Raw genomic sequence first — 25,123 nt, 5'->3', positions numbered from 1 at the left:
TTGAAATTTAGGATTGGAATCAAGATTGAATTCAATCTACTTAAATTAATATTGCCCCCGTAAAGGATAAGACTACCTCATTGGAACTTTATTGCAACACTCGTATGATAAGATAAGTCCCCAATATACAAATCGTGTTCCGGGAACTTATTACAGGGTTAAAAGAAGTAGTGAGATTACGTTATTCGCACGTACGCTTATCGCTCTTTGAATCTTGTTATTTTTTTGATCTCGTGAAAACGCTAACATCGGTCAGTTGAGGACGGGTGCGCATTTACAAGACTGGACATATGGAATAGTAGAGGTGATGCGGCAGCTAGCATAAAAGCGGGAAAGTGTTGTCAGGCCACACATGAGGGGTTCATATCGGGTGTAAAGGATCACTTTTTTTGTGCACTACATAAAATCATAGAAAGTTTTGAATTTAGGATTTAAGTGGAGAAGTTTTAAAGAGTTAAGGGATCTCTTCAAAACCAAAAAATAGGATATATGGAGGAAATTTGAGAATGAAAAAAAGACGATTATTAGCATCTTTACTTGTGACAGCGATGCTATTTACTTTGTTTTCTCCGCTTATGGCAGTCAGCGCGGCGTGGGGAGATGACGTATCTCTTTTGACCGTAAATGCAGGTGCAGATGGTAATACGGCGACAAACGCCGATGCGCCGGACGGACAGAAAGCGTGGAGTTTAAACACCGGAACCTTAAAGGGCGGGGGGCCTTGGGATAACCTCTTCACGCCGAGCGTGGCGCCTCTAAAAGATGTATCCGCTTACAAGGACGGATACTTCGTTTTCGAGATGTATATTCCAAATGCGAGCTTTAAAAATATGCTAGGCAATAACTGGCTCGTCATCGTAAGCGACAGTAATCCCGCTGCGGATAAGTTCAACGCCGATTCTCGTCTCCAGCTTGATTTAAGCGGCGTCACAAATGCTGCAGTGGGCACATGGGCGACGGTCTATACGAAGTTATCGACGTCAAGTGCCGTAGCCGGGAATTTCAATGACGCCTGGTTAGACAAAGTAACCAGACTGGCCATGCATCTGCAATGGGACACTAATGTTCCTAGCACTGACGTTTTCATAAAAAACCCGCGTTTCCAGAAAAGTACGCTAGGCGTACCGGTTTCACCGTCAACGGCTCCCGCACTTGATGTAGCAACAAAAACAGTAACTGCGAACGCACCGGCTAGCGGGCAAGCAGTGGAATTCGCAATAAGCGAAGATGGGATCGCTCCTGCAGCCGGCTGGGTGGATGGAAGTAAAAACGGTAATGTTTATTCTCATCAATTTGCCACATTGCCTTCAGCGCAGACTTATTATGTATTCGCGCGCGCGAAAGCAGACAACAGTTACAACTTCATCGGCGCATCTTCAAGAATTACGGTAACGTCTATTGACGAACAAACATTGGTTAATGAGGCGGCGGCGTCTCTGACATGGGATGCGATTAAAGGCAGTAATACTTCGAATAACGATGTAAAATCACAACTTAGCCTTCCGACAGCAATAGGAACAACTAACGTAGCATGGTCTTCGGACAATGCGGCAATAAGCAGCACCGGAAGCGTAAATCGTTTATTGAATAGAGAAGTAGACAAAACCGTAGTACTCACGGCGACAATAACCAAGGGTAATGCAAGCGCTACACAAACTTTTACCTTGACGGTGAGAGCTGTGCCGGCGGAGGTCAACGCCCGGGCTGCGACGTATTTCCCTAATATAGAAGAGGGAACAAGCAGCGCTATTGCGCCGGACGGAAATAACGCGGTTAAGCTGGGCGCTGGAAAAATAGGCGCCGGCGTTGAACGGCTTTGGGATGCCCGCTTTGTTACCAGCAGCGGCAATCAGGATTTATCAGCTTATGCAAATCAATATTTTGTTTTTGATATGTATGTTACACATTCGGACCTTTTAAAGCTCAGCGGCAATAACTGGATCGCCATGGCAAGTGGCGGTAACAATCTTGACACCAATTCGCGTCTTAATCTTAATGTTAACGAAATCAAAAATGGAAAGGTTAATGAATGGATTACAGTTTATGCGCAATTATCAGCAGCCAATTCTCCGAATGGTTTCAATCCCGTTCATTTGGACACGGTACAGGCGGGGAGATTGCAAATGCAATGGTCATCCGTGCCTCAAGGCGACATCTATATCAAGAACCCGCGTTTTCAGAATACCGTGGATTCGCCGAAACCAATTCCCACAGCTGTTGAGTCAACTGGCAACGTTACGTTATCTTCAGAAGCGCCAACAAACGGTCAGGCTGTGCAGTTTGCAATCAACACCACTGGTAACGCTCCTGCGGTCGGCGATTGGACGACGGGTACTCTGGGTACAGGCGTTTATACTGCTTCATTTACAAAACCAACAGGCAACATCTATTATACATTCGCACGCACAGCTCAAAATACGCAATATCCTTTCGACGGAACGCATACAAGAGTTAAAGTGGAGCATCTTGACGACAATCAAGCAATATCGGACGCAGCAAATAAGCTGACATGGGACACGATTAGGAATTCGAATGTTATTCAATCCGAAGTAAGAACGGGGTTGACTCTTAAGACAACGGGTGCGAACGATACGGCTATAGAATGGTCGGCTGAACCTGCAGATATCATAAATACCGCAACTGGCAGTGTAACTCGCGACCCTGACGTAGGAAAAGCCGTAACCCTTACGGCAAAAATAACCAAAGGTAATGCAGCACCTGTTCATAAAATGTTCAATTTGACAGTAGCCAGTACGACTAACGAACTTGCTGAAGTGTTCATTGACTTCAATGATCCTGAATCATTTGATGCCGTTGATACCATTGGAAGCGGTTTCGGCGACGGTGGAGATCCGGCCGGGCCGTACAAAGGACTACAAGGCAACGGCATAGGCGTCAGCCTTATCGGAGACGGCGGCACCGCAGTGGATGTAGTCACTCAAAGCGGCGTAGATGCTGTGAAGATCGGCAACTTTATGTACGTCATTGTAGACGACCTTAAGCTTAAGCAAGCAAACAAGGTTGAATTAGCGGTCACATACTGGAGACCGAGCGCAGCGGGCGGTATTTCGTTACAGTATAACACCATATATCCCGGCAGTTTCTCTGGATTTGAAGCGTATAGATCAGCGAGCCTTCCGGCGACAGGAAGCGGAAACGCTTGGGTGACTTCAAAGGGTGTGCTTAACGGAGCTAATTTTGCGATAGGAGCACAAAATCAAGGTGCGCACTTCCGGATCGGTGCAGCCGGAGCAATCATACAGAGCATACGACTAACCGAAATTCCTCCAACGGATGAAGAAGCGGTAAAACTTGTTTCGGACGCGCTGACATGGGACGCGATCAAGGGTACGAATACCAGACAGGATCTGGTTGAAACCAATTTGAATCTTGCTAAGGCGGGTTCAGCGAGTACGAGCATTGTGTGGGCATCTACCAATAACACGGTGATCAACAGCAACACTGGCGCAGTAGTTCGTCAAGGAGTGAATACATCCGTAACACTCACGGCGACAGTAAGCAAAGGAACGGCAACACCTGTTGTTAAAACATTTAATATCGTCGTTCGCGGAACAGGGACCGGAACCGACGAGGAAGCGGTAAACGATATGCTGAATAAACTGACATGGGATTTAATCAAAGGCGTGAATGCTTCTGAGACTAATGTGACAACGAACTTAGTTCTTCCGTCCATGGGTGAAAATATGACGGATATTACATGGACGACATCCGCTGCTACCCTTATAACCACTGCAGGCGTGATACCGACAAACCGTTCGGACGGCGGAGGCGAGGTAACGCTTACGGCGACGGTAAAAAGAGGTCCGGTAGCTGCTCCTGTAACCCAGACTAAAACCTTTGTGCTTACAGTTCCGGGTCGATATGATTACGCAAAACACATGAGAGCGGCAATCGTTCAGGAATACGACGCGAAAGATTGGGCGATATCGGACTTTAACGTACTCGCTTTTGGTGCGAAAACAGTAGAGATGGCAGAAGCGGAAGGCTTAGTTAATTTCGATAACAGAGAGGCTTTCCAAGCGGCGATTGATGCGGCTTATAATGACGGCGGCGGCGTAGTCTATATTCCGGCGGGAACCTTTGCGTTCCATACGGAAACTACCGGCACAATAAGCGTTCAAAGCACGACAGGCAGTACAACCTATGAATATAAACAGGTTTTAAATTTGCGGGCAGGCGTACAGCTCCGTGGCGAATGGGATAATCCGGATGCGGACGATTACGATGGTAAAATCGACGGAACCATTCTCGCAGTCTATGCCGGACATAATTCAGCCAATTATGACACGTATGTTGACTCTGACGAGAGAGAAAATCAGACAGGCGGCAAAAAAGTAGCTAACGTGTCCGATAGATTCATAGACATGGAACAAGGCACAGGTGTAACAAACATTTCCGTATGGTATCCGAATCAAGATATTAATGCTACAACCACTGTTGAAAAGAGGAACGCAGATGGTCAGAAGACAGGGGAATTTGAGGACATAAAAGGAATTCCGTATCCGTGGACGTTCTATCAGAGAACCGGAAACAGCGTGACGCTTGATAACGTAACTCTTGTAAACGCTTGGGGAGGATTCATTTCCCTGCCGAGCGAAATGCATTATGTTGTGAACAGCAATATGACGGCTCTCTACAAGGGCATCGTGGTTCACACCTGTACAGATATCGGGCGTATCGAGAACGTTGATATTGACCCGAAATACTGGGCGAATTCAGGTCTTGACGGCGCACCGTCTCTTTCGGACGCGAGAGCGTACACAAGAGCGAACGCTACCGGATTCATGATGCACCGATCAGATTGGGAATATGTCTCGGGATTGAATATTTCCGGGTATAAGACGGGGATGTGGATCGGAAGAGAACCTGGCGGCGACGAAGCACCGAACGCGCAGTTCTACGGATTGAAAATCGAAGACAGCCAAACGGGGATATACATTGACAACGTTAATGGTTTCGGCTTGCTGCTCTCGAACTCGGAATTCGGAGGCGACACGGCAGTATATTTCAACGAACGTTTCGACACTTCTGTTCAATTCAACGGAGTTGCATTCAAAGGTCCGATTGTAAGCAACGCCAGAGGCGGAGTGATATCCTTTGAGGATAGTACGTTCGACGAATATGACAATTATGCGCTGAACTTCCTGGGCCGAGGCAACGCATTAGTCAGTCAGAGCAATTTTAAACAGGCAGACAAACATGCACAGCTCGGAGCAAACTTCGGAACATTCAAATCGGTAAATTCAGGTTATAACCTTAACATCGAGAGCGCTAACCTTGCCGCTCACATCGATAACCTTGAACTTGACGTTAAGGCTGACGGTAATAACACCGCTGTACAAATCGTTAATGATGTTGATTATCTGTTTGAACCAATTCCGAAAGACGTAAAAACAGATATTGACGTACACCCGAGACCAACATCAAGCGCAGTGCTTAGACTTGACTTTCCACGCTCGTTAACCGGCAACGTGCCGACCGTGGATATATCTGCAAAGCTGCAGGAAGCTCTTGACTATATTAAAGCTAATCACGGCGGCGGCACGATCTATTTACCTGGTGGAAGATATAGACTGAATAATCCCGTCATCGTTCCCGAGGGTGTTGAACTCAGAGGAACATGGGACGTACAGCATCATACTCAAGGCGGCGGCACGGCGATCTTTACAGCGTACACCGGCGGGGCTGAGGGAGAAAACGGAAATTCCCTCATACAGCTTAAGGCAAACGCTGGGCTCAGAGGACTTAACATTGCGCAAACGAATATAACCAGCGTCAATCTCGACAACCCTAACCTAACGCTAAAAACTCCGTTTTTGGTACAGGGACAAGGCGCAGGTGTATATGCAATCAATTTAACGATCCCAATTGGGGATAAAGGAATAGATCTGGCTTCCTATAAAACAGATGGTCACTATGTAGACTATTTAGGCGGCACGCTCCTCAGAGCAGGCATCTGGGTCGGAGGAGGCGCCGAAGGCGGATTTATTAGAAATATGCAATTCAATCCGCATTACGCTTTGAGACTTCCGGGAGGCCAAGGATATTCGGCACCTACCGGCGATTTGTACGGATTCGTACAAAGATACATGAGTGCGCTCAAATTCGCCGATGTGGAAGACCAGACGATTTTCAATAATTTCGTTTTCGGTTCGGTATACGGCATACACTTCCTGAAAAGAGACCTGGGGAACGGCGAATTCGCATACCCTGGAAAAATGACGATGATTGGTCACGGTTCGGATGGAACCACCTATGCTCTCTATGTGGAAGACGCTGACGAACACACCAAAATAATCGCGATCAACTCGGAATTGGTTAATACGAACATCACGACGGAGCCGAATAGAGCGTATGTCAGAATGGGAGATGCAGCTAATACCGCGAAAATCCACCAAGACGCTGAACTAGTCCTGTACAACAGCGCGTTCTGGGGAAGCCCGACCGTAGCTGGAGCAATCGTAAATAACGGTGTCGTTCGCTTACAGCAAGCAAACTTCACTCAGCTGCCCGGCAACAATCCGGGTATTGATGTCCACGGCGGTAAGGCACATGTATACACTTCTTACTTCCAGCCGTCCAAGAACGGCCAGAATAATAATGTGTATGCCATGCTGCGCGAGAGCGGCACATCGGTAGAACTTAGCAACAATTATTACGCATCCGGCTTGAGAAACAGCACCCCGGCGGGCAATCCGTACGGCATTTACGGCTCAGATTTATTGGCGGAACCGTTTGTATTTAACCTAACCAAAAAGGGAGATAAACAACAATTCATCGTTAAGTATAATGTCGGAGGAAGAGCCTCTGCACCCGGAACATTAACAATTGTTTCCCCGGCTGCTTATGCTAAAGATTTCACTCCCATTAAATTTAACGCGCTTGCGGCAGGCGAATCCGTAACCGTAGATTTACCGTATTATGCTGCAGGTCTGATCACATTCAAGCTTCAACTCGAAGACGGAAAAGCATACACCTATACGGCAAAATTTGACGCAGCATACGCCGAAAAGGTAAGTTCTGCAGGTGCAGAAAATCCGGCAAAGAGTGCTGCAACTCCGGCATTTGTAATGGACACCAAAGATTATGTCACTTCGGGAACGTGGGATGGTCCGCAAGACCTCAGCGTAGGATCGCGTTTCGCATGGGACGACAGCAATTTATACGCGTACATTGTCGTTACAGACGACGTGCACTTCAATAGCCAAACCGGAGGAAATATATGGAGAGAGGATAATTTGCAGTTAGGCATTGATTTACGCAATCCCGCAACGAACAGTACTACGCGGAATGAATTGGGGTTCGCGCTCACCAATGACAACAAAGATGTAATATGGGCTTGGACTCGTCCCACAGGCGCCAATGCACCGACTGCTCCGATAACTGATATCGCAGCAAAGATTACGAGAGATGAAGAAACGAAAACGACGATTTACGATTTAAAGATTCCGTTTAATACCGTTCATAATAATCCTGCATCGGAGCTCACGAACGGAAGAGTCGGAATATCAATCATGCTCAATGAATCTGACAGCTCGCGTGAATCAGACAGCACCAGATCCACCTTTGAAGTTGAAAGTGGACAATTAAAAAATTCAAGTTCATTTACAGATGTATATCTGTTAGGCGCAGGCAAATACAATGAAATGCTTGAAGCATCGGCAAGCGCTGCCGTTTCAAAGGCTCTCGCGTCTGGATCAGCTGCCGATATCGCTATAGCTCGCAACTTTGTCACGATTATGGCAGACGGCGAAGTTAAGACGGATCTTCTTAGCAAAATCAAACCTATCGTTCAGGATAGCGAAATCAGCAAAGCTGCTGCTGAATTTGATCTGAATCCTAGCAAGCAGCAAGCAATTGCAATAAAGCTGGAGCTTAAAGGGAATACACTGACAGCCATTAAGAACGGCAGTACACAGCTGCAGGCTGGAACTGATTATGTTGTGAATAGTGATCAGATCACGTTTACGACGGCTTACTTGGCGAAATTACAAAAAGGTACTGCGAAGCTAACGTTTGAGTTTAGCGCAGGACAGCCGCAGGTATTGACGATTACAGTAGTTGATACCACGCCTGACAACAACAACGGCGGCAACAACGGAGGTAACAACGGTAGCAACACCGGCGGAAATCAAGAGAACCAGATTGAATTGAAGGATATTGCGGGACACTGGGCAGAAGCTGCGATTCGTAAAGCAGTGACTAAAGGCTTTGTAGTTGGCTACAAGGATCAAACCTTCAAGCCAAATGCGGCGGTAACCCGTGCGGAATTTGCAGTGATGTTATCCCGTGCATTGACTGTACAAAGTGATGGAAAGCAGCATGCCTTTAATGATGAAGCTGACATTGCTCCATGGGCAAAAGAAGCGCTTGAGCAGGCTGTATCAGCGGGGATTTTAAGCGGCTATGCGGATGGAACTCTGCGTCCAAATAGCGGTTTGACGCGCGCTGAGCTTGCAGTTATGATAGCTCGTTCGTTGAAGCTGGAAGACCAAAAGGACAAAGCAGCAAACTTTACTGACCAAGCTAAACTGCCAGAGTGGGCAAAAGGCGCGATTGGCGCAGTAGCTGCAATGGGGATTATGCAGGGCAAGGAAGGCGGCAAGTTTGACTTCAATGCAGTGGCAACCAGAGCGGAAGTAACTACAATTCTGCTCCGTATTTTGGAGCTGGATGAGAATTAAGAAGATCAGTCAGCAGAATTGTTGCAAGCGGATCGTAGAGTCTTAATCAGTGAGGATGTCAGCGGCGATTAGCCAAGTCTGACATCCTTTTTATTTGCCTTTGTATGGTTAGGCATTGAAGCGCTATTGCAATGGCTGCGCGTACTTGTCCTGAACACTTAATCACCGTAAAACGCAACGAATAATGACCGCCCTCAGGTTGTCTTTTTTAATTGTGGATCATGGTTAAATCTAGCAAGCAGGTATAATTACAGGGTACAAAGAAGGTGCTTTCCATTCGAATGATCCGATTACACGTGCAGAGAATGCACTCATGCTAGCTAGAGCTTCGGGTAAATCTATCGAAGGAAAGGTTATAACTGGCTATACAGAAGACAAGTATCTTCCAGCTCGGGCAACATGCATCATCCTTTACATGCGGCAATTACATCTAGTGTAGGAGCACGGCGTCGAATCTACCGCTAAAAGTCCTCGTCGAGTAAGTTTCATCAGCCGTTGAAAAAGAGATTCAGACATCCCTAATTGAGAACACAAGTAGAGCGAAGCTTGATCCCCCTTGGCTTCACCAAACAGAAATAATAGGCACGCCAAATAGATGGCGTGTTTTTTTGCGAAAAAACAAGAGCACATATGGTGAAAAATGCTCACAGCAAAACTGGCCTTTCGTGGGCAGCGCAATGATTGGGCTTATGCTTGCTTGGTCACGAATCCTTCGAGCTCCATCTGCCCGAATCATCTTGGGTGGTTTTAGGGCCTGAGCTTCAGCTTAGTGTCGTGCAGAAAGCCGGGAATCGGAGAAGGCAAGCTGAACGCTCTTCTCGTATTGCTGTAGCGGAACGTCCTCCGGATTCGCTGCATCTAGCGCTTCTTGGCGAATTTGCTGCGGAAGCCTGAGGGAGAGAGACCTTCTTTCTTGGAGAAACAGGTGGAATAATGCGAGATATGATGGAAGCCAACTTCATCTGCGATCTGGGCAATAGATTTGGAGGTTTGCAGCAGCAGCCGTTTGGATTGTTCAAGCCGGTAATATTGAAGATAGGTTATTGGGGTCATTCCGTACATTTTCAGCATCACCTTAGCCAGATAATTGGGGTGATAGTTCAACTTCTTTTGCAGCACCGAGTTCGTGATATCGCTGGCATAGTTCTGACGGATAAACAGTTCGATCCGCTCTGCGAGCTGTATCGCGGTGGCGTTCGTGGGGGAAGCGAGATCGCGATCCAAATGTTGCAAAAATAACTGGAAGGAAACTTGTCGCTTCCAGTTCCGAAGCGACTGCGGTTCATTCTCCTGCTGAAAGAAGGTCTCAAGCGCCTCCAACGCTTTCGTCGACAGCTTCATGTGCTTGGGGAGGAAGATGGAACAGACATCGGCGTGATTGACATACGCTAACTTTTTGTGTTCCTCGATCAATTCCAGCTGGTTGCTCTGGCATTCGTTCATGTCGCGGCACATCTGCCAGCTGCCGAAGGTTTGAAAGTGAATCCAGATGATTTCCGTATCGGCTTTGCAGGGAGCATTGCCGTAATGATGAGCATTCGGGAGAAGGATGAGTCCTTCTCCCTCATTGACTTCCCAGGTATGGTCATTCTCGGCAATGGGGAGAACCCCTTTGCGGACGACAATCAGATCGAATACATTGATACAATTTCGGTCGATATGGGTATCTCCTACCTCGTAATAGGCATAACCGCAATCCACGAAATAGGGAATCGGTGGTGAGATAAAATGAAGAATCGTAGAGTCCACACTGTTTCCTCCTAAGATTGGAATCGTGAATATCAAGGTAGAAAATATTGTTATTTTTATAATACTTCATAGTTGTCTTTTAAATAAAGTGTTTCCTGCTGATCGTCTAGCATAAGCTCGGTTTCCCGATATCGGGAAATCGGTGGCGTAAGAACGAAGGTTGAAAATATTAAAAATCAGGTTGGAAAATGTTGTTTTTTTTCAAGGTACTTCATGTCACAATTCTATTAAAGCGCTTTCCTGAATCATGTCATGTTGCAACGGAAAAACACGACGGTTTGGTCAGGCGTAGTAAGGCTAAACGTTTCATTCAAACGATTAGCATTTAACATCATTCAATTGATGAAGGGAGAACGGGGCAATGAAAGTAGGAAAGAGACTTGGGGTAGGTCTAATCTTGGCTGTACTGACATTCAGTGCAATAGGCTGTGGGAACAACGGTAACAAAGAGACAAATACAACACCATCGGCAGGAGAGGCTTCAAGTAAACCAGAGAATTCGCCTTCCAAAACGGAAAAGGTCAAGATTACGTATTCGATGTGGGGTAGCGAAGAAGAAGGGAAAACCGTCCAGGCGGCGGCAGATAAGTTTAATGCTTCCCAAGACAAAATCGTAGTAAAAGTGGAGGCAATTCCTTGGGAAAACTACATGACAAAGTTGAATACACAGGCAACGGCAGGCCAATTGCCGGATACGGGGATATTGAAGGAGGATGGCGTCATCCAGTGGTCCTCCGACGGCATGTTGAATGATGTGAGCTCCATGTACGATGGAAGCGACAGCAAGCCGCTCGATAGCTTGGCCTACAAATATCAAGGCAAAACCGTAGCATATGCTGCTGCCAATGAAATCCTCCTCCTTTATTACAACAAAGACATGTTTGACAAAGCGAATGTGCCTTATCCACCATCCGCACTGGATCAAGCATGGACATGGGATGAATTCGTAGCTGCGGCCAAAAAGCTGACGGTTGACAAGAATGGCAAACATCCTGACGAGGATGGCTTTAAATCGCAGAGCATCGTTCAGTATGGCGCCTCTATTGAAAATCTACCGTGGCAGTTGGAAACCTGGGCACTTAGCAATGGCGGCGGTTTCTATTCGAGTGACGGGAACGAAGTGAGAATCGGAGAAGATGCCAGTACGGAAGCGATTCAGAAAGTTGCTGATCTATACTTGAAAGATCATGTTGCCCCGTTGTCGGTTGGTCAGACCGATGATGGCATTCAGCGCACCATCATTGCAGGAACGGTTGCCATGGCCACAAACGGTGCGTGGAATGTAGGAACCAGCTTGAATACAGCCAAGGAGAAAGGTTTGAACTATGGCGTAGCCGTACTGCCTTATATGAAGGAAAAGGTTACTCTAAACACGGGCGGCGCCAATGTCGTATTCTCCCAGACCAAGCATCCGAAAGAAGCGATGGAATGGCTCAAATGGTACAATTCCGAAGAAAACAACTGGGGGCTCATCTCATCAGGCATTTGGATGCCAACGCTGCAAAAGTGGTATACGGATGAAACTCTCACCCATAAATGGGTCGACAATCCGAACTTCCCTCCGTATGACGAATACAAGTCTGCGGTAGTCGATTATGCGCAATCCGCCGCCGCGAGACCCGCATCGTGGTTCTATACAAATCATACGACAGACTTTAACACCTTGCTCGGATCAACTCTAGGGGATGTTTGGACCGGAAAGACGACCGCTAAGGACGCCATAACCAAAAATCTCGATGCTTTGAATGCGGCTCATACAGGCAATAAATAACGGATGAAAGGAATGACCGCCAATATATTGCAAGTGGCGGTCTTCCTTCAAACATGAGGTGGGGAGCGAGATATGGAACCGATTAACAAACCGCTGAAGCGTCGTTCTCGCTTTTACTCAAGCGAGGCAAGAGTAGCTTATATTTGCTTGATTCCGGCCTTCCTCGGACTGATCTTCCTGACCTACCTGCCTCTTCTGGGGGTGCTCGGAATCAGCATGACGAATTGGACAGGGTTAGCCAACCCCGAATTTGTTGGCCTCAATAATTATATCAAGCTGTTTACCACCGATCCGTACATTAAAGATTCGATTATCGCGACGGTCTACTTCGCCGTATTATCCGTAGCCGGAAGCATGATTTATTCGTTTTTCATCGCAATGTTGTTGAACCGTAAAATTCCGGCAAGAGGTTTTTTCAGAGCCGTATTTTATGTGCCGTTCGTTTTGCCGGCTGCTGCTATATACGTAGGATGGTCCTGGCTTTACGAGGCGAATTTCGGTTTCTTCAACTTTCTCCTCTCCGAAATCGGGTTGAGCAAAATTCTCTTTATTGCGGATTCCAGATGGGTAGTTCCTTCGCTTTCCTTGATTGCGGTCTGGTTGTCGGGGAACTTGATCGTTATTTTTTTGGCCGGGCTTCAGAACGTTCCGAGCGTTTATCATGAAGCAGCTGAGATGGATGGCGCAAGCGGATGGAAACGCTTCTGGCATATCACCTTGCCTTGCATGACCCCGATTATCTTTTACAACTTGTTGATGAGCCTGATCGCTAATCTCCAAGTCATTACGCCAGCTCTTTCTCTGACCAATGGCGGCCCGGGCAATTCTTCAAGGTTCATGACTTATCTGATGTACGATCAGGCTTTCGTCAATTACAGGCTGGGTTATGCTTGTGCGACGACCTTTGTAATTTTCGCCATCCTTGCCGCGTTTACCGGTATTTTGTTCAAGACATCAAATCTGTGGATCTTTTCTGAAGGAGGCGATGGCAATTGAGTGAAGCAGCGTACGTCAGACTAAAGAGCAAGAAACGCAGTGAACGAACGATAAACGTGATTATGTTTGTAGTCGTTGTTTTATTTGCTTTAATCGTGCTCTTTCCGATCTGGTGGATTTTTCGTACGTCTCTGATGACCAATCCCGAGATCTACAAATATCCGCCATCCCTATTACCGGGAAATTGGTTGTTTTCCAATTATGAAGATACGCTGAAGGTATTTAAATTTTGGAAATATCTAGGCAATACGATGATAATCATCGTTCCTTCCTGTTTGGCGGGAACGTTTACGGCCACCTTGTGCGGATATGCCTTTGCGAGGCTGCGGTTTCGGGGGAAACAGTTGATCTGGACCCTATGTGTCGGTTCAATGCTTTTGCCTACCATGGTTACGCTCATTCCGCTGTACATTGGATGGACGCGGGGTTTGGGGGTCCATGACAGCTATCTGCCATTGATTTTGCCATATTTTTGCGGAGGCGGCGCGTTTAATATCTTTTTAATTAGACAGTTTATTCTCTCCATACCGAGAGAACTCGACCAAGCGGCAACGATTGACGGAGCCGGATACTTCCGCATCTTGTTCAATATTATTATTCCAGCGATCAAGCCCGCCATGATCGTCGTCGCATTGTTTATTTTCATCGGCTTGTGGAATGATTTGCTCCAACAGATGATTTACATTAATTCGAGCGATAAATTCACCATCGCGTTGGGGCTCACCAATTTCAGAGGTCAATTAAAGCAAGATTGGTCGATGACGATGGCCGCCACGTGCTTATCCTTTGCTCCGGGTGTCATTTTCTACCTGATTGGTCAAAAGTATTTTGTAGAGGGAATCACGATGACCGGATTGAAAAATTAGTTCGGATCATTGTCGCTTTGTCCTATTGAAAGGAGAATTATCGATATGAATGTGAGGCTTAATGACCAATTTTGGCAGCCCAGAGTTCGGCAAACTATCCAGGAAACGATTCCCTATCAATGGAAGGCGCTGAATGATGAAATCGAAGGCGCGGAGCCGAGTCACGCCGTAGAAAACTTCCGCATCTCGGCAGGAGAACAGACAGGAACTTTCTACGGAATGGTTTTTCAGGACAGTGATGTAGCCAAATGGATCGAAGCTGCCGCGTACAGCCTGCGGCACTTTCCGAATCCGCAGCTCGAAGCCGTCATCGATGCGGTTGTTGATCTGATGGGACGTGCCCAGCAGTCAGACGGCTATTTGAACACTTATTTTTCAGTCGCTGCACCGGAACAGCGCTGGAAGGATTTTTCATTCGGGCATGAGCTTTATTGCGCGGGCCATCTGATCGAGGCCGCGGTGGCTTATTACGAGTCCACGGGCAAGCGGTCTTTTGTGGATATGATGTGCCGTTACGCCGATTATATAGACCGGATTATGGGTCCGGATTCGGATAAAATGCAAGTGTACTGCGGTCATGAGGAGATTGAGCTCGCGCTCGTAAAGCTGTTCAAGGCAACGAAAGAACAAAGGTATTTACATTTGAGCCGATACTTCGTAGAGGAGCGTGGAAAGCAGCCGAGTTTCCTGAAGGAGGAGCCCGAGTTCGGCGGACCTTCCAAGGATCGCTGGTTCGATCTGGATTACCATCAGGCTCACGCCCCCGTAAGAGAGCAGGAAACGGCAGAAGGACATTCTGTGCGTGCCATGTATTTGTATTCGGCTATGGCGGATCTCGCGATTGCATACGGAGACGAAACGCTGACCGAAGCGCTTCGCAAACTATGGGTTCATGTGACTTCCAAGCGGATGTATATAACGGGAGGGCTTGGCTCGCAAGGTCATGCCGAACGCTTTACGATTGATTACGATCTGCCTAACGACACGGCATACACCGAAACATGCGCATCCATCGGACTTGCCATGTGGGCATTTAGAATGCTCCAGATTGAAACTGACAGCCGATACGGGGATGTGATGGAACGCGTTCTATTCAACGGGGTGCTGAGCGGAATGTCGCTAGATGGCAAACGTTATTTTTACGTCAACCCATTGGAGGTTCATCCTGCTGTAACTCAATACCGTTACGATATGCAACACGTCAAAACCGAACGCGTGCCATGGTTCGGCTGCGCTTGTTGTCCGCCTAATATTGCGCGGCTGCTAACGTCTTTGGATACTTATTTCTTTACGCAAAAAGGCAAAGACATCGCTATGCATCTTTATGCTTCCAATGAGAGTACATTCGATGTTCAAGGAAGAAAGATGATATTGCATACGGAAACTCATTATCCATGGGACGGAAATATCCAGATCCGACTGCAAACGGATGAGCCGACCGACTGCACGCTTTCTTTCCGAATCCCTTCATGGTGTAGAGATCCTTACATCAAGGTAAACGGGAACTTGCAAGCGCTGGATACGATCGTCAAGAGCGGATATGCGCGTATCAGCAGAACGTGGATGGAAAACGACGAGATCAAGCTGTATTTCCCGATGATCGTCGAGCGTATTGAGTCGAACCCCAAAGTGCACGAGAATGCTGGCAAAATCGCTTTGCAATACGGTCCACTCGTTTATTGTATGGAGGAAGTGGACAACGGCCCGGATCTTACGGATATCTGCTTTCCCGAAGATTCTGAATTAACGGCAGTGTATAAGGAAGATGTTCTAGGCGGTATTGTCGTGTTAACCGGAGAGGGGCTGCGTTCAGATTTTTGTTGGGAAGATGATCTGTACAGGCCGGTCACGCGAAAGAAGAAGAGCGTCCCAATCTTGGCTGTGCCATACGCATTTTGGGGTAATCGGAACCCGGGCGAAATGACGGTTTGGATTCGCGAAAAATAAAAAAAGTCGAACGAAATGCTTTTTGGATTAAGACACTGCGCTTGAACCGATGGCCTCTTTCATTCTCATAAATATTGTTAATCCGTAATGAGACTTCTGCTATGCAGAAGTCTTTTTTTGTATGATCAAAGTGATCTGCTTGAGTTTCGGGGTGTGTAATCCCCCTATAATTTCGACCGCTCGGAAGTAGTGGATGGTGGATGATCGACAGAAGGTTGTCTATATGGTAACCTGCAATCATGATAAACTCGACTGAAAAGCCGGATGATTCGCTTGTCCGATTCTCATATGGATTATTTCTGAACAATATGGTTCCTATGAACTGCTCATTTAAAGAGAAGGGACGGCAATGAATGAAAAGTATTTTTGATCGAAACGATACGAACGAGATTTTAGCACGTATCGATAAGTTAGAGGGTCATTCAGAATCACATTGGGGGCAGATGAATGCTGCTCAAATGCTGGCTCACTGCTCCGCATTCCAGGACATTGCCTCGGGCGTTTCTTTCCCAAAGAGAGGATGGCTTGGGGTCGTGATTGGAGGCTTCGTGAAACCAATAATGTATAATGACAAAACATTGCCCCACAATATGTCAACGATCCCGACCATTAAATTTACAGATGAAAGAGAATTCGAGAAAGAAAAAGAATTATTGAAACAAAAAACCGACTTATTTCAGCGCAATGGACCGGAGAGGTGTACGACTCATCCCCACCCCTTTTTTGGCAAGCTTCCCCCCAAGCAGTGGGGCATCGGTATCTATAAGCACTTGGACCATCATTTAAAGCAGTTTGGCGTTTAGTTTTCTCTGTGTGATGTTCGGGCTAGGGCATATTTCAAGAGGTCAGCGGCTTGATCCCGCTAGTCTCCATTAAACCATAAATTCAAACCACTTCTGCTGAAGTGGTTTATTTATTTGTGACAATCGTTTTCTACTTATATATTTTTTTCATACAATTTCCCATAATTTTTTGGTATTTTGGCGATAATCGTTTGTTAGACTAAGCATAGAAACATGAAGGAGATCACGCAATGTACACGATTTATCTTGTTGAGGATGATATGAACTTGAATCAGATTCTTGCTTATTACTTAAAACAGGAAGGATGGCAGGTTAGCAGCTTTACGGATGGCGATGAAGCAAGACGGTCTATTCAGCAAAAACCGGATATGTGGAATCTTGACATATGAAGGTGTTATCCGAAACTACAGAATCAATGACCAACTTTCTTGATAGGTGCAGCCCATTCGGGTTTTCAACGACCTTAATTGTTCTCTCGACGGCTTTCGAAGATAAAAGTTTGGTAGGCAAACAATATGTGATTAGGGATGAAACGGAATACCTAGATAGTTTCTCTACAGAAACGGCAGAGATGCCGTTTTTTATTTTGATCTTTGTGTGTATGATATTCCATTAGAAAATAATGAATAAAGCCTTTCGGAATAAACTCCGAAAGGCTTCATATCTAAATTCTATAGCTAGATTTTCAACATTGTGTAGTCATCGTAGAAACCGAGGCAAGAATTCAACTACCTCAAATTATTTATTGCGGCAGAAATTTGAATGCAGTATTGTCGGATGGAATCGGTTATTTTTTATAACTACATTGCTGGGGCAATTAGAAGCATGATAGTATTTCAAGTAATGGAATGTTGCTAAATGATTATTAGAAGAAATTAAAGCAATCCATAAATTAATCCGAATACAACTAGAGGTGAACAGGATGCTGAAAATTAACCGTGAGGACAAGCGTCCAATATGGCAACAACTGCTTGATCAAGCAATCCATAATATCACAACCGGTAAATGGCAGCCAGGCGAGTTGCTGCTGCCTTCTCGTGAACTCGCACTATTAGTGGGTGTCTCTCGTTCAACGATACAGATTGTTTATGAGGAATTATTTAGTCGCGGCTACACGGTTACTTCAAGGCGCGGCGGAACAAGGGTGAGTGACTGGACCAGCAGAACAAGTTTTACAGAGGATGTGAAACCCCAAGGGCCTATCACCCCAGAGTTACCTTTATTAAACGAAGCAGTCAGTCATTTGCAAAGCTGGTTTAGAGGCAAAGAATATCAAAATGTTGAGATCGATTTCAGCCCGCATGAGCCTTATTTGGATCAACATTTTCAGAAAAACTGGAGACACTCATTTTTGCAAGCCTCGAAAGAAACGGACCTTGACAGTTGGACATATGGCAACGCTTATGGTTTCGTTCCACTACGCGAACAGATTGGGCGTTATCTGTCACTCGAGCGAGGTGTTCACGTGCATATCGATCAAATTATTTTAACTTCGGGCGCACAACATAGCCTTGATTTGATCGCTCAAGCACTTTTAAATGAAGGAGAAACGGTTTCCGTAGAAGATCCCGGTTTCCCCGCCGCATGGATGGCCATGAAATATCGGCGGATGAATGTTGTACCTGTCCCTGTTGATGATTACGGATTACAGGTAGACCACATTCATCCACAATCAAAGCTTGTTTATGTTACGCCTTCACATCAGTGTGCAGTTGGGGTGATCATGTCGGAGCCCCGCAGGCAACAATTGCTATATATGGCTGCTCAGCAGCAATTTTGGATTGTGGAAGACGACTATGACAGCGAATTTCGGTATCGTGGCGACCCGTTGCCTACGTTGTTTAGCCAGCAATCTCAGAACACATTGTATATGATGAGTTTTTCAAAAATGATTGCTCCTGGTATACGAATATCCGCAATCATTGGACCCCAAAAAGCCATTCGCCAGCTAGCACAAGTCCAAGAGCTAACCTATCGTCACCTTCCGATTATGGAGCAATTAACGCTTACACACTTTATTGAACATGGGTATTTCATGCGTCACATGAGAAGGGTCAGAAACGTATATCGGCGCAGACATGAAGCGATGTCGAAAGCCATTAGCTCATCTGGCTTAGGAGAACGTTTCAAGCTTAGCGGCGTAGAAACGGGATTACACATGTTTTTAGAAGCGGAAGACTCGTTTAACGAACAAGCCTTTACGAACCAAGCGTTAGAAAAGGGAGTACGCGTTTATCCGCTTAGCCATTATTGTTTGGAAAGTAATCGAAAAGGGTGGGTGCTTGGTTTTGCTAAAGTAGATGAGTCAGCAATAAAAAAAGGGATTTATCGTCTTGCGGAGATGCTGCTATAATTCGAACATCTCCGTCTCTTGGGTGAGTCGATCTGTCTCTGTATTTATGATCATGTTTCCTACTATTTCTGCTGAGCTTGTTTTATTCTACTCATTCTGGATGTTTTTTGGCGGAATTGTCCATGTATCAAAATATGCGCGGCCAAACCTGCAACGAGACCCCAAAATGCACCGCCAACACCAAGTAATGTAACATTTGCAGCCGTTGCTAAAAAAGTAATCAGAGCTGTCTCACGTCCCTTGGGATCAATTAAAGCGCCTGCAAGGCTGCTGCCAATTGTTCCAAGCAAGGCCAATCCGGCTAACGTCGCGATGAAGGTGGCAGGAAGAATCAGAAACAAAGCAGCTAGCGTCACACCAAATAGGCCGACGATAATGTAAAAAATACCACAAGCAATTCCTGCTATATAACGTTTATTTGAGTCTTCATGCGAGTCTTTACCTGTACAAATCGCTGCAGTAATAGCTGCTACATTAAAAGCATGCGACCCGAATGGTGCTGCAAGGAGTGAGCCTAAACCGGTTACTGTCAAAATCGGATTCGCACTCGTTTTAAATCCATCATTTCGCAATACTAGCATTCCAGGCATATATTGCCCCGTTAAAGTAATAACAAATAGAGGTAATGCTACGCTGAGTAAAGTATCAAATGAAAACTCGGGAACAACAAATATAGGTGTTGCGATTGCCCATTTGATATTGCTGAAATCTACATTCTTCACACTAATCAAGTAGATAAGTCCAATTATTAAAATACCGATGATAGCATAACGGGATGTAAACCTTTTTAATATCACATAAGCAGCAAATAGGACAACGACAAGTAACGGGTCAAATTCCGCTCCACCGAAGGCTGAAATACCAAACTTCAATAGAATGCCAGCCAGCAAACCAGAAGCAATGCCTGAGGGAATAAGCCGTACGAAACGCTCGAACATTCCCGATAATCCCAAAGCAATAAACGCTAAAGCAGAGATGATGTAAGCGCCAATCACTTCAGAATATGGGGTTACCGCTAATGCTGAAACGAGAAAAGCTGCACCTGGTGTGGACCAAGCCGTAATAATCGGTTCACGGTATCGATAACTTAGCCAAATACCAGTAATTCCCACACCGACGGAGATCGACATTACCCATGAAGCAGTCATTTCAGCGCTCAGACCAGCTGCTTTGGCTGCTTGAAATACGAGAACAAAGGTCCCGCCATAGTTGACAATGACAGATATTAAAGCAGCTATGGTAGGAGATATAAAATCACGGCTGCGCAGTGAAGATGATATTGTATCCATATTCTCTCTCCTAATCATTCTGTTGTGCGGTTTCATCCCAGTAATACTCATCCGGTAAATATCGCTTGCCAAATACGCTTGTCCCTACTCTTATAATGGTTGACCCTTCTTCAATAGCAACCTTGAAATCCCCAGACATGCCCATCGATAGAATATCCATTGCTACCCTAGGCAGCTCCTTCTCTATAATCTGTGATTGAATTTTTTTTAATAAGCGGAAGCAATGTCGAGTCTCGTCATTTGTAGCATTCAGTTTTCCAATAGTCATCAAGCCTTTAACATTTAATGTTTCAAAATGAGACAATTGTTGAACCAACTCCAGTGCAGATTCCGGTAAAACACCGAATTTGCTTTCTTCAAATGATGTATTGACTTGTACCAAGATATCCAAAGTTTTGTTTTCTTTAAGGAGCTGCTGATGCAAGGCTTTTCCGAGCTTCAAACGATCCACAGAATGAATGAGGGTGACATATTTAATAACGTCCTTCACTTTATTCGTTTGCAGATGTCCGATAAAATGCCATTCTACTTGGTTGTACTGCTGCATAAGTGGGAATTTCTCGCGAAGTTCTTGAGCTTTATTTTCGCCAAATAATACTTCACCCGCTTGTATGGCAATGCGCAACTTTTCAAACTGAACCGTTTTTGTCGCTAACAAAAGCTTCACTTCATCTTTCTTGCGTCCTGAGTGCTGGCAAGCCAATTCCATCTGATCCCTTACGGATCTAAGATTTTGTTCAACGAAATGGACCAAGTTCGTTCAGCCTTCTTTCTGGAAACGCGCAGACTATGCGCAATGTTTTTTCTGTATAGTCATCCTTTAGACTTTTTTTACTTGTACATTTTTTCTGCCTCAATCGGATTTTCTTTTGCTGTTATATGATGGGGGTCAATTCGGTACACCTGAACAGAAGTATTGAAAACAGCAGACCTGTATTTATCTACATGCTGTTTGGACAATGGGCGGTTATAATAACCAGGCACATATTTGTGGAGCATTTCCTGCAACATGTATGTAGCTTCGTCCAGATCAACGATGAGCTCGGCCTTGCCGAAAATCATGACACTCATATAGGCTGTGTCCGTCTTAGCCGGTACTGGATCGGTAATGGTTCCATATTCTTCACAAACCGTAAAACAAACCTCTGGATTCGCACTCATGATCTGATTGCGTCTCCCGCCTGCAGCACCATGAAAATAAAGCTTCTCATTCGCCCAAACAAAATTGAGCGGAACAACATAGGGCAACTGACCATCAACCATACCCAGATGGCCAATTCGCGCTTTGCTCAGGAAAGCTTTAATTTTGTTGCTATCGAGCACCTCTCTAATCTTGTAACGAACCATATCCATTCTCAACCACTCCTTCAATACTGATTTATTTTCGCTAGCATATCAGTTATTGGAATGAGTAAGTAGATCCAAAAATGCGTTTATCGAGCAATCCATATTTATTTGGTGGTTCGGAAATTTCTATGGCATTGCCACTCGGAGGAACAACGAGCCTGTTGACATTTCTGAAAGTTAACGATATTCTAAAAGAAATTATGTTAGTGAGTACTAACTATAAATACCTGGGATTTAATAAAATAAATGAGGATTTGGAGAACAGGATGACCACCGACAATAAAAGCAAGCTGATGCTGGCAGCAATCGATTTAATGGCTGAGAAAGGCTACAAAGGCGTATCAACGAAGGAGATAGCTGCAGCGGCGGGCGTCAGCGAGATGACCTTGTTCCGCAATTTTGGAAGCAAGCAAAATCTACTGGACAAAGCAGTCGATCATTATCATTATTCGATTGAAATGACTAAGATTTTTCATGAAAAAGTAATTTGGGATTTGAGAGCGGACTTGCTCATGATAAGCCAAATGTATCATGAGATCATGGATCGAAACCGTAAACTGTTTCTCATTGTCTTGAGTGACAACGAGCTGGCCGAGATTCGTGAGAAGGCGCAGAAGCATCCGCGGAAACTATTGGAGTTATTGACGAATTATTTTGCAGACATGCAGGAAAAGAACAAACTGATTGCAACCGATGCGGAAACACAGGCGATTACCTTCATGTGGATGAATTATGGAGCTTTCATAACACAGCTATTTGGTGCGTCATCCATCACTAAGGTGACCCAGCAAAATTTTATGCAATCGAGCATTGAATTATTTGTTAGAGCTCTGACTCCGTAGTTTTTTAAGCATTAGTTAGTGAGTACCAACAACCATTTGGGAGGTGTTGCAATGAGTAACAAACAATATTCCGAATCAGGCAAAATAGTTGGTCAAACGGCATCGGTGGGTTATCAAGTTGGTGTTCGGAGAACGTTTCCGATTTCGCAAGAAGAAGCATGGGCGTTTCTCACCTCTACCGAAGGGCTGAAATTATGGCTCGGCAGCCTATCTTTCTTAAATTTGCACAAGGGAGAGACTTTTACGACTCCTGAAGGTATTTCTGGCGAATTTAGGGTTGTATAACCGTTTCAGCAGCTTCGGTTAAAGTGGGAGAAGAACGAATGGGAGAAAACATCTACGCTGCAAATCCGGCTGCTATCCGATAAACCTGACAAAACAACGATCAGTTTCCATCAAGAGAATCTGGATCATCCGAATAAGCGTGAACAAATGAAGCTTTATTGGGAAGATGTACTGATGGCCATTAGACTTAAGACAAGTGATTCCGTAAATGATGAAAGGAGATAAATAAATATGAATAAGCCCAGTCATATCAATCTTCGAGTAAACCATTTGGAAAGCATGCTGCGCGATGAGGTCAGAGGTTAGGCCCCAAATAAACTTCACCAAACAACAAATAAACTACTTCATCTGAAGTGGTTTATTTGTTGTTTGGTGGAGCCTTGCAAGGGGATCCAATGATCGAGCAAGCCCAATTAGGCGATTTTTTAGGATCATGTCGTACATTTTTCAGCCTTGGCCAATTCAAAGGATCTCATTATTTTGCTCAAATCCATTAATGGACTTAAGCATTTCGATAAATGTATCAAGTTGTTGATTATCCCATTGGGATATGCGTTCATAAAAAACGTTTTCCTTATCCCGCAGAGCATCAAATATTTTTTTGCGTCCAAGTTCTGTGAGAGTAAGAAGTATCGCTCGGCGATCATCCGGAGAGCTTTCCCTTTTTACATAACCCAAAATCTCTAGTTGTTTGACGAGACGGCTGACCGAGCTTCGGTCCATAGCAGTTGAATCTGCCAAGATAGAGGCGCTTGTTGGACCATGGGAGTACAGCCATCTCACAATATGGAAAGCCGCAGGTTGTATTGAGGAATCGAAATAAGCAGAAGTTCTGACATTCAGCGCATGCGAGGCGCTAATGAGGGCGTTAATTTGTTCGCCGAGCTTCAGCTCTAATTGTCCTCTCAGCGTGTCTTTACGTTCTTCATTCATTATTGGTACCACCTAACCTAGATTTTTCAAAGAAAGCACACTCATTATTTAATTGACATATATCAATCACTTATATATAGTTGATATATATCAATTATATATTTTCAGCAATAAGATGTCAAAATGACCGTGAAAAACATGCAATCCATATAAAGGAGAATGAAGATGACAGCAAATCCGATAATTGTAATTACTGGCGCTACAAGTGGCTTGGGGCAGCTTGTTGCAATCGAAATGGCTAAGCGAGGCGCTCATCTTGTTCTAACCGCGAGGAGTAAGAGTCGTGCAGAAGCAACTGAAAAAATGATCAAGGAGCTGACACCAACAGCTGAAATTAACTTTTTCTATGGTGATTTGTCATCAATGAAGGATGTCAATCGTTTGGGTCAAGAAATATCAGACGCAGTTCCCAAGATTGACGTGTTATTAAATAACGCTGGCCTTCATGCATTTGAACAGAGGATTACGTCAGACGGATTAGCAGAAATGATGGCTGTGAACTATTTTGCGCCATGGTTATTGACCCATCTCTTGCATCATTCCTTGAAAAAAGCAGGAAGTGCAACTGTTGTTAATGTTGCTTCTGAGGCTTCTCGCCGTCATGGGGAGCTTAAGATACCGGCGGATTTACTCGATACAGCTCCTTTTACTTCTAGAGGCTCATCCGCGGTATACGGGAAAACCAAACTTTTAAATATTATGTTTACTGCTGAACTTGCTCGTAAATGGGATGGAACAGGAATCAGCATTCATGCACTGAATCCGGGATTTAATGTTACGGGTCTTGGAAGAGAACTATGGTTCGCCTCGTTGCTGGAGCGTTTACTCCATTTCTTTCGTATTGGGGATCCGCGAAGAGGAGCCGATATCATTATTCGTCTAATGACTGATCCTAACTATCAAGGAAAATCGGGCGGATATTATAATGTAGGAGCCGGCGATCCCATAGTACCCGTGCATCCTGGGGGAATGAAGGAGATGCAAAGTAAATTATGGAATGATACATGTGATATTCTAAGGCGGAAAGGCTTCTTTGGAAATTGATCGGAGCAGTGAAACTAACCATAGGAGGAGAGCGCTTAGCTCGTAGAAATCAGGGACCCTCTAAGTTCCACCATACTAAACTAATCAACCACGTCCATCGGACGTGGTTTTCTGTTCATTAGGTGGATAGCTTATGGGGAGATGCACCATTAAAATATGCCAAAATAAAAGCGTCATGTTTTATGATGAGCTG

Annotated in this window: 15 protein-coding genes and 1 pseudogene; 11 read left to right on the top strand and 5 right to left on the bottom strand. The window is 45.2% G+C overall.

Annotation, left to right across the window (positions count from 1 at the left end):
* The first annotated feature begins 506 nt into the window (after positions 1 to 506).
* Positions 507 to 8,705, top strand: a complete 8,199-nt coding sequence (locus MHH56_RS22840) for an immunoglobulin-like domain-containing protein (protein WP_339203983.1) — start codon at positions 507 to 509, stop codon at positions 8,703 to 8,705.
* 858 nt (positions 8,706 to 9,563) lie between these two features.
* Here the strand turns inward: MHH56_RS22840 and MHH56_RS22835 are convergent.
* Entirely contained in the window at positions 9,564 to 10,454 is an 891-nt protein-coding gene (locus tag MHH56_RS22835) for a helix-turn-helix domain-containing protein (protein ID WP_339203982.1), read from the bottom strand.
* Positions 10,455 to 10,815: 361 nt separating this feature from the next.
* On the opposite strand from MHH56_RS22835, the gene MHH56_RS22830 reads away from it, so the two are divergent.
* The 7 genes from MHH56_RS22830 (at position 10,816) to MHH56_RS22800 (ending at position 19,190) form a co-directional block, all read left to right on the top strand.
* The gene (locus MHH56_RS22830; RefSeq protein ID WP_339203981.1) at positions 10,816 to 12,225 is read left to right on the top strand and encodes a sugar ABC transporter substrate-binding protein; all 1,410 of its coding nucleotides are present in this window, start codon (positions 10,816 to 10,818) and stop codon (positions 12,223 to 12,225) included.
* Between the two features lie 72 nt (positions 12,226 to 12,297).
* Positions 12,298 to 13,221, top strand: a complete 924-nt coding sequence (locus MHH56_RS22825) for a sugar ABC transporter permease (RefSeq protein WP_339203980.1) — start codon at positions 12,298 to 12,300, stop codon at positions 13,219 to 13,221.
* On the top strand, positions 13,218 to 14,087 hold the full coding sequence (locus MHH56_RS22820; RefSeq protein WP_076270453.1) for a carbohydrate ABC transporter permease: 870 nt from the start codon (positions 13,218 to 13,220) through the stop codon (positions 14,085 to 14,087). Before MHH56_RS22825 ends, MHH56_RS22820 begins: the two co-directional genes overlap by 4 nt.
* 45 nt (positions 14,088 to 14,132) lie before the next feature.
* Positions 14,133 to 16,034 (top strand): beta-L-arabinofuranosidase domain-containing protein, encoded by a 1,902-nt coding sequence (locus tag MHH56_RS22815; RefSeq protein ID WP_339203979.1) that lies wholly within the window; start codon positions 14,133 to 14,135, stop codon positions 16,032 to 16,034.
* 353 nt (positions 16,035 to 16,387) lie between these two features.
* On the top strand, positions 16,388 to 16,837 hold the full coding sequence (locus tag MHH56_RS22810) for a DUF1569 domain-containing protein (protein WP_339203978.1): 450 nt from the start codon (positions 16,388 to 16,390) through the stop codon (positions 16,835 to 16,837).
* Between the two features lie 230 nt (positions 16,838 to 17,067).
* Positions 17,068 to 17,226, top strand: a complete 159-nt coding sequence (locus tag MHH56_RS22805) for a hypothetical protein (protein ID WP_339203977.1) — start codon at positions 17,068 to 17,070, stop codon at positions 17,224 to 17,226.
* A 533-nt stretch (positions 17,227 to 17,759) separates the two neighbouring features.
* A complete protein-coding gene (locus tag MHH56_RS22800) occupies positions 17,760 to 19,190 on the top strand; it encodes a PLP-dependent aminotransferase family protein (RefSeq protein WP_339203976.1) in 1,431 nt (476 codons plus the stop codon).
* A gap of 62 nt (positions 19,191 to 19,252) precedes the next feature.
* Here the strand turns inward: MHH56_RS22800 and MHH56_RS22795 are convergent, their stop codons facing one another.
* The 3 genes from MHH56_RS22795 to MHH56_RS22785 all read right to left on the bottom strand — a co-directional run bounded on the left by MHH56_RS22795 (position 19,253) and on the right by MHH56_RS22785 (position 21,832).
* Positions 19,253 to 20,479 (bottom strand): benzoate/H(+) symporter BenE family transporter, encoded by a 1,227-nt coding sequence (locus MHH56_RS22795; protein WP_339203975.1) that lies wholly within the window; start codon positions 20,477 to 20,479, stop codon positions 19,253 to 19,255.
* Between the two features lie 10 nt (positions 20,480 to 20,489).
* Positions 20,490 to 21,233, bottom strand: a complete 744-nt coding sequence (locus MHH56_RS22790) for a YggS family pyridoxal phosphate-dependent enzyme (RefSeq protein WP_339203974.1) — start codon at positions 21,231 to 21,233, stop codon at positions 20,490 to 20,492.
* 77 nt (positions 21,234 to 21,310) lie between these two features.
* Positions 21,311 to 21,832 carry a pyridoxamine 5'-phosphate oxidase family protein gene (locus tag MHH56_RS22785; protein WP_339203973.1) on the bottom strand — a complete coding sequence of 174 codons (522 nt, stop codon included), beginning with the start codon at positions 21,830 to 21,832 and terminating at the stop codon, positions 21,311 to 21,313.
* A 260-nt stretch (positions 21,833 to 22,092) separates the two neighbouring features.
* On the opposite strand from MHH56_RS22785, the gene MHH56_RS22780 reads away from it, so the two are divergent.
* Together MHH56_RS22780 and MHH56_RS22775 are read left to right on the top strand one after the other, a co-directional pair.
* The gene (locus tag MHH56_RS22780; protein WP_256711031.1) at positions 22,093 to 22,668 is read left to right on the top strand and encodes a TetR/AcrR family transcriptional regulator; all 576 of its coding nucleotides are present in this window, start codon (positions 22,093 to 22,095) and stop codon (positions 22,666 to 22,668) included.
* Positions 22,669 to 22,719: 51 nt separating this feature from the next.
* Positions 22,720 to 23,178: pseudogene (locus MHH56_RS22775) on the top strand (SRPBCC domain-containing protein).
* Positions 23,179 to 23,415: 237 nt separating this feature from the next.
* Here the strand turns inward: MHH56_RS22775 and MHH56_RS22770 are convergent.
* A complete protein-coding gene (locus MHH56_RS22770) occupies positions 23,416 to 23,886 on the bottom strand; it encodes a MarR family transcriptional regulator (RefSeq protein ID WP_339203972.1) in 471 nt (156 codons plus the stop codon).
* A 165-nt stretch (positions 23,887 to 24,051) separates the two neighbouring features.
* Here MHH56_RS22770 and MHH56_RS22765 point away from each other — a divergent pair, with 165 nt between their 5' ends.
* The gene (locus MHH56_RS22765) at positions 24,052 to 24,930 is read left to right on the top strand and encodes an SDR family NAD(P)-dependent oxidoreductase (protein ID WP_339203971.1); all 879 of its coding nucleotides are present in this window, start codon (positions 24,052 to 24,054) and stop codon (positions 24,928 to 24,930) included.
* Positions 24,931 to 25,123: the final 193 nt, after the last annotated feature.

This window comes from Paenibacillus sp. FSL K6-3182 (assembly GCF_037976325.1).
Lineage (GTDB): Bacteria > Bacillota > Bacilli > Paenibacillales > Paenibacillaceae > Pristimantibacillus.
This window is presented reverse-complemented; position numbering and strand designations above follow the sequence as displayed.

Bases quoted from the DNA above. Each gene is read 5' to 3' on its own strand.
- MHH56_RS22840 (WP_339203983.1), top strand. From the start codon at position 507: ATGAAAAAAAGACGATTATTAGCATCTTTACTTGTGACAGCGATGCTA.
- MHH56_RS22830 (WP_339203981.1), top strand. From the start codon at position 10,816: ATGAAAGTAGGAAAGAGACTTGGGGTAGGTCTAATCTTGGCTGTACTG.
- MHH56_RS22825 (WP_339203980.1), top strand. From the start codon at position 12,298: ATGGAACCGATTAACAAACCGCTGAAGCGTCGTTCTCGCTTTTACTCA.
- MHH56_RS22815 (WP_339203979.1), top strand. From the start codon at position 14,133: ATGAATGTGAGGCTTAATGACCAATTTTGGCAGCCCAGAGTTCGGCAA.
- MHH56_RS22810 (WP_339203978.1), top strand. From the start codon at position 16,388: ATGAAAAGTATTTTTGATCGAAACGATACGAACGAGATTTTAGCACGT.
- MHH56_RS22805 (WP_339203977.1), top strand. From the start codon at position 17,068: ATGTACACGATTTATCTTGTTGAGGATGATATGAACTTGAATCAGATT.
- MHH56_RS22800 (WP_339203976.1), top strand. From the start codon at position 17,760: ATGCTGAAAATTAACCGTGAGGACAAGCGTCCAATATGGCAACAACTG.
- MHH56_RS22795 (WP_339203975.1), bottom strand. From the start codon at position 20,479: ATGGATACAATATCATCTTCACTGCGCAGCCGTGATTTTATATCTCCT.
- MHH56_RS22785 (WP_339203973.1), bottom strand. From the start codon at position 21,832: ATGGATATGGTTCGTTACAAGATTAGAGAGGTGCTCGATAGCAACAAA.
- MHH56_RS22780 (WP_256711031.1), top strand. From the start codon at position 22,093: ATGACCACCGACAATAAAAGCAAGCTGATGCTGGCAGCAATCGATTTA.
- MHH56_RS22770 (WP_339203972.1), bottom strand. From the start codon at position 23,886: ATGAATGAAGAACGTAAAGACACGCTGAGAGGACAATTAGAGCTGAAG.
- MHH56_RS22765 (WP_339203971.1), top strand. From the start codon at position 24,052: ATGACAGCAAATCCGATAATTGTAATTACTGGCGCTACAAGTGGCTTG.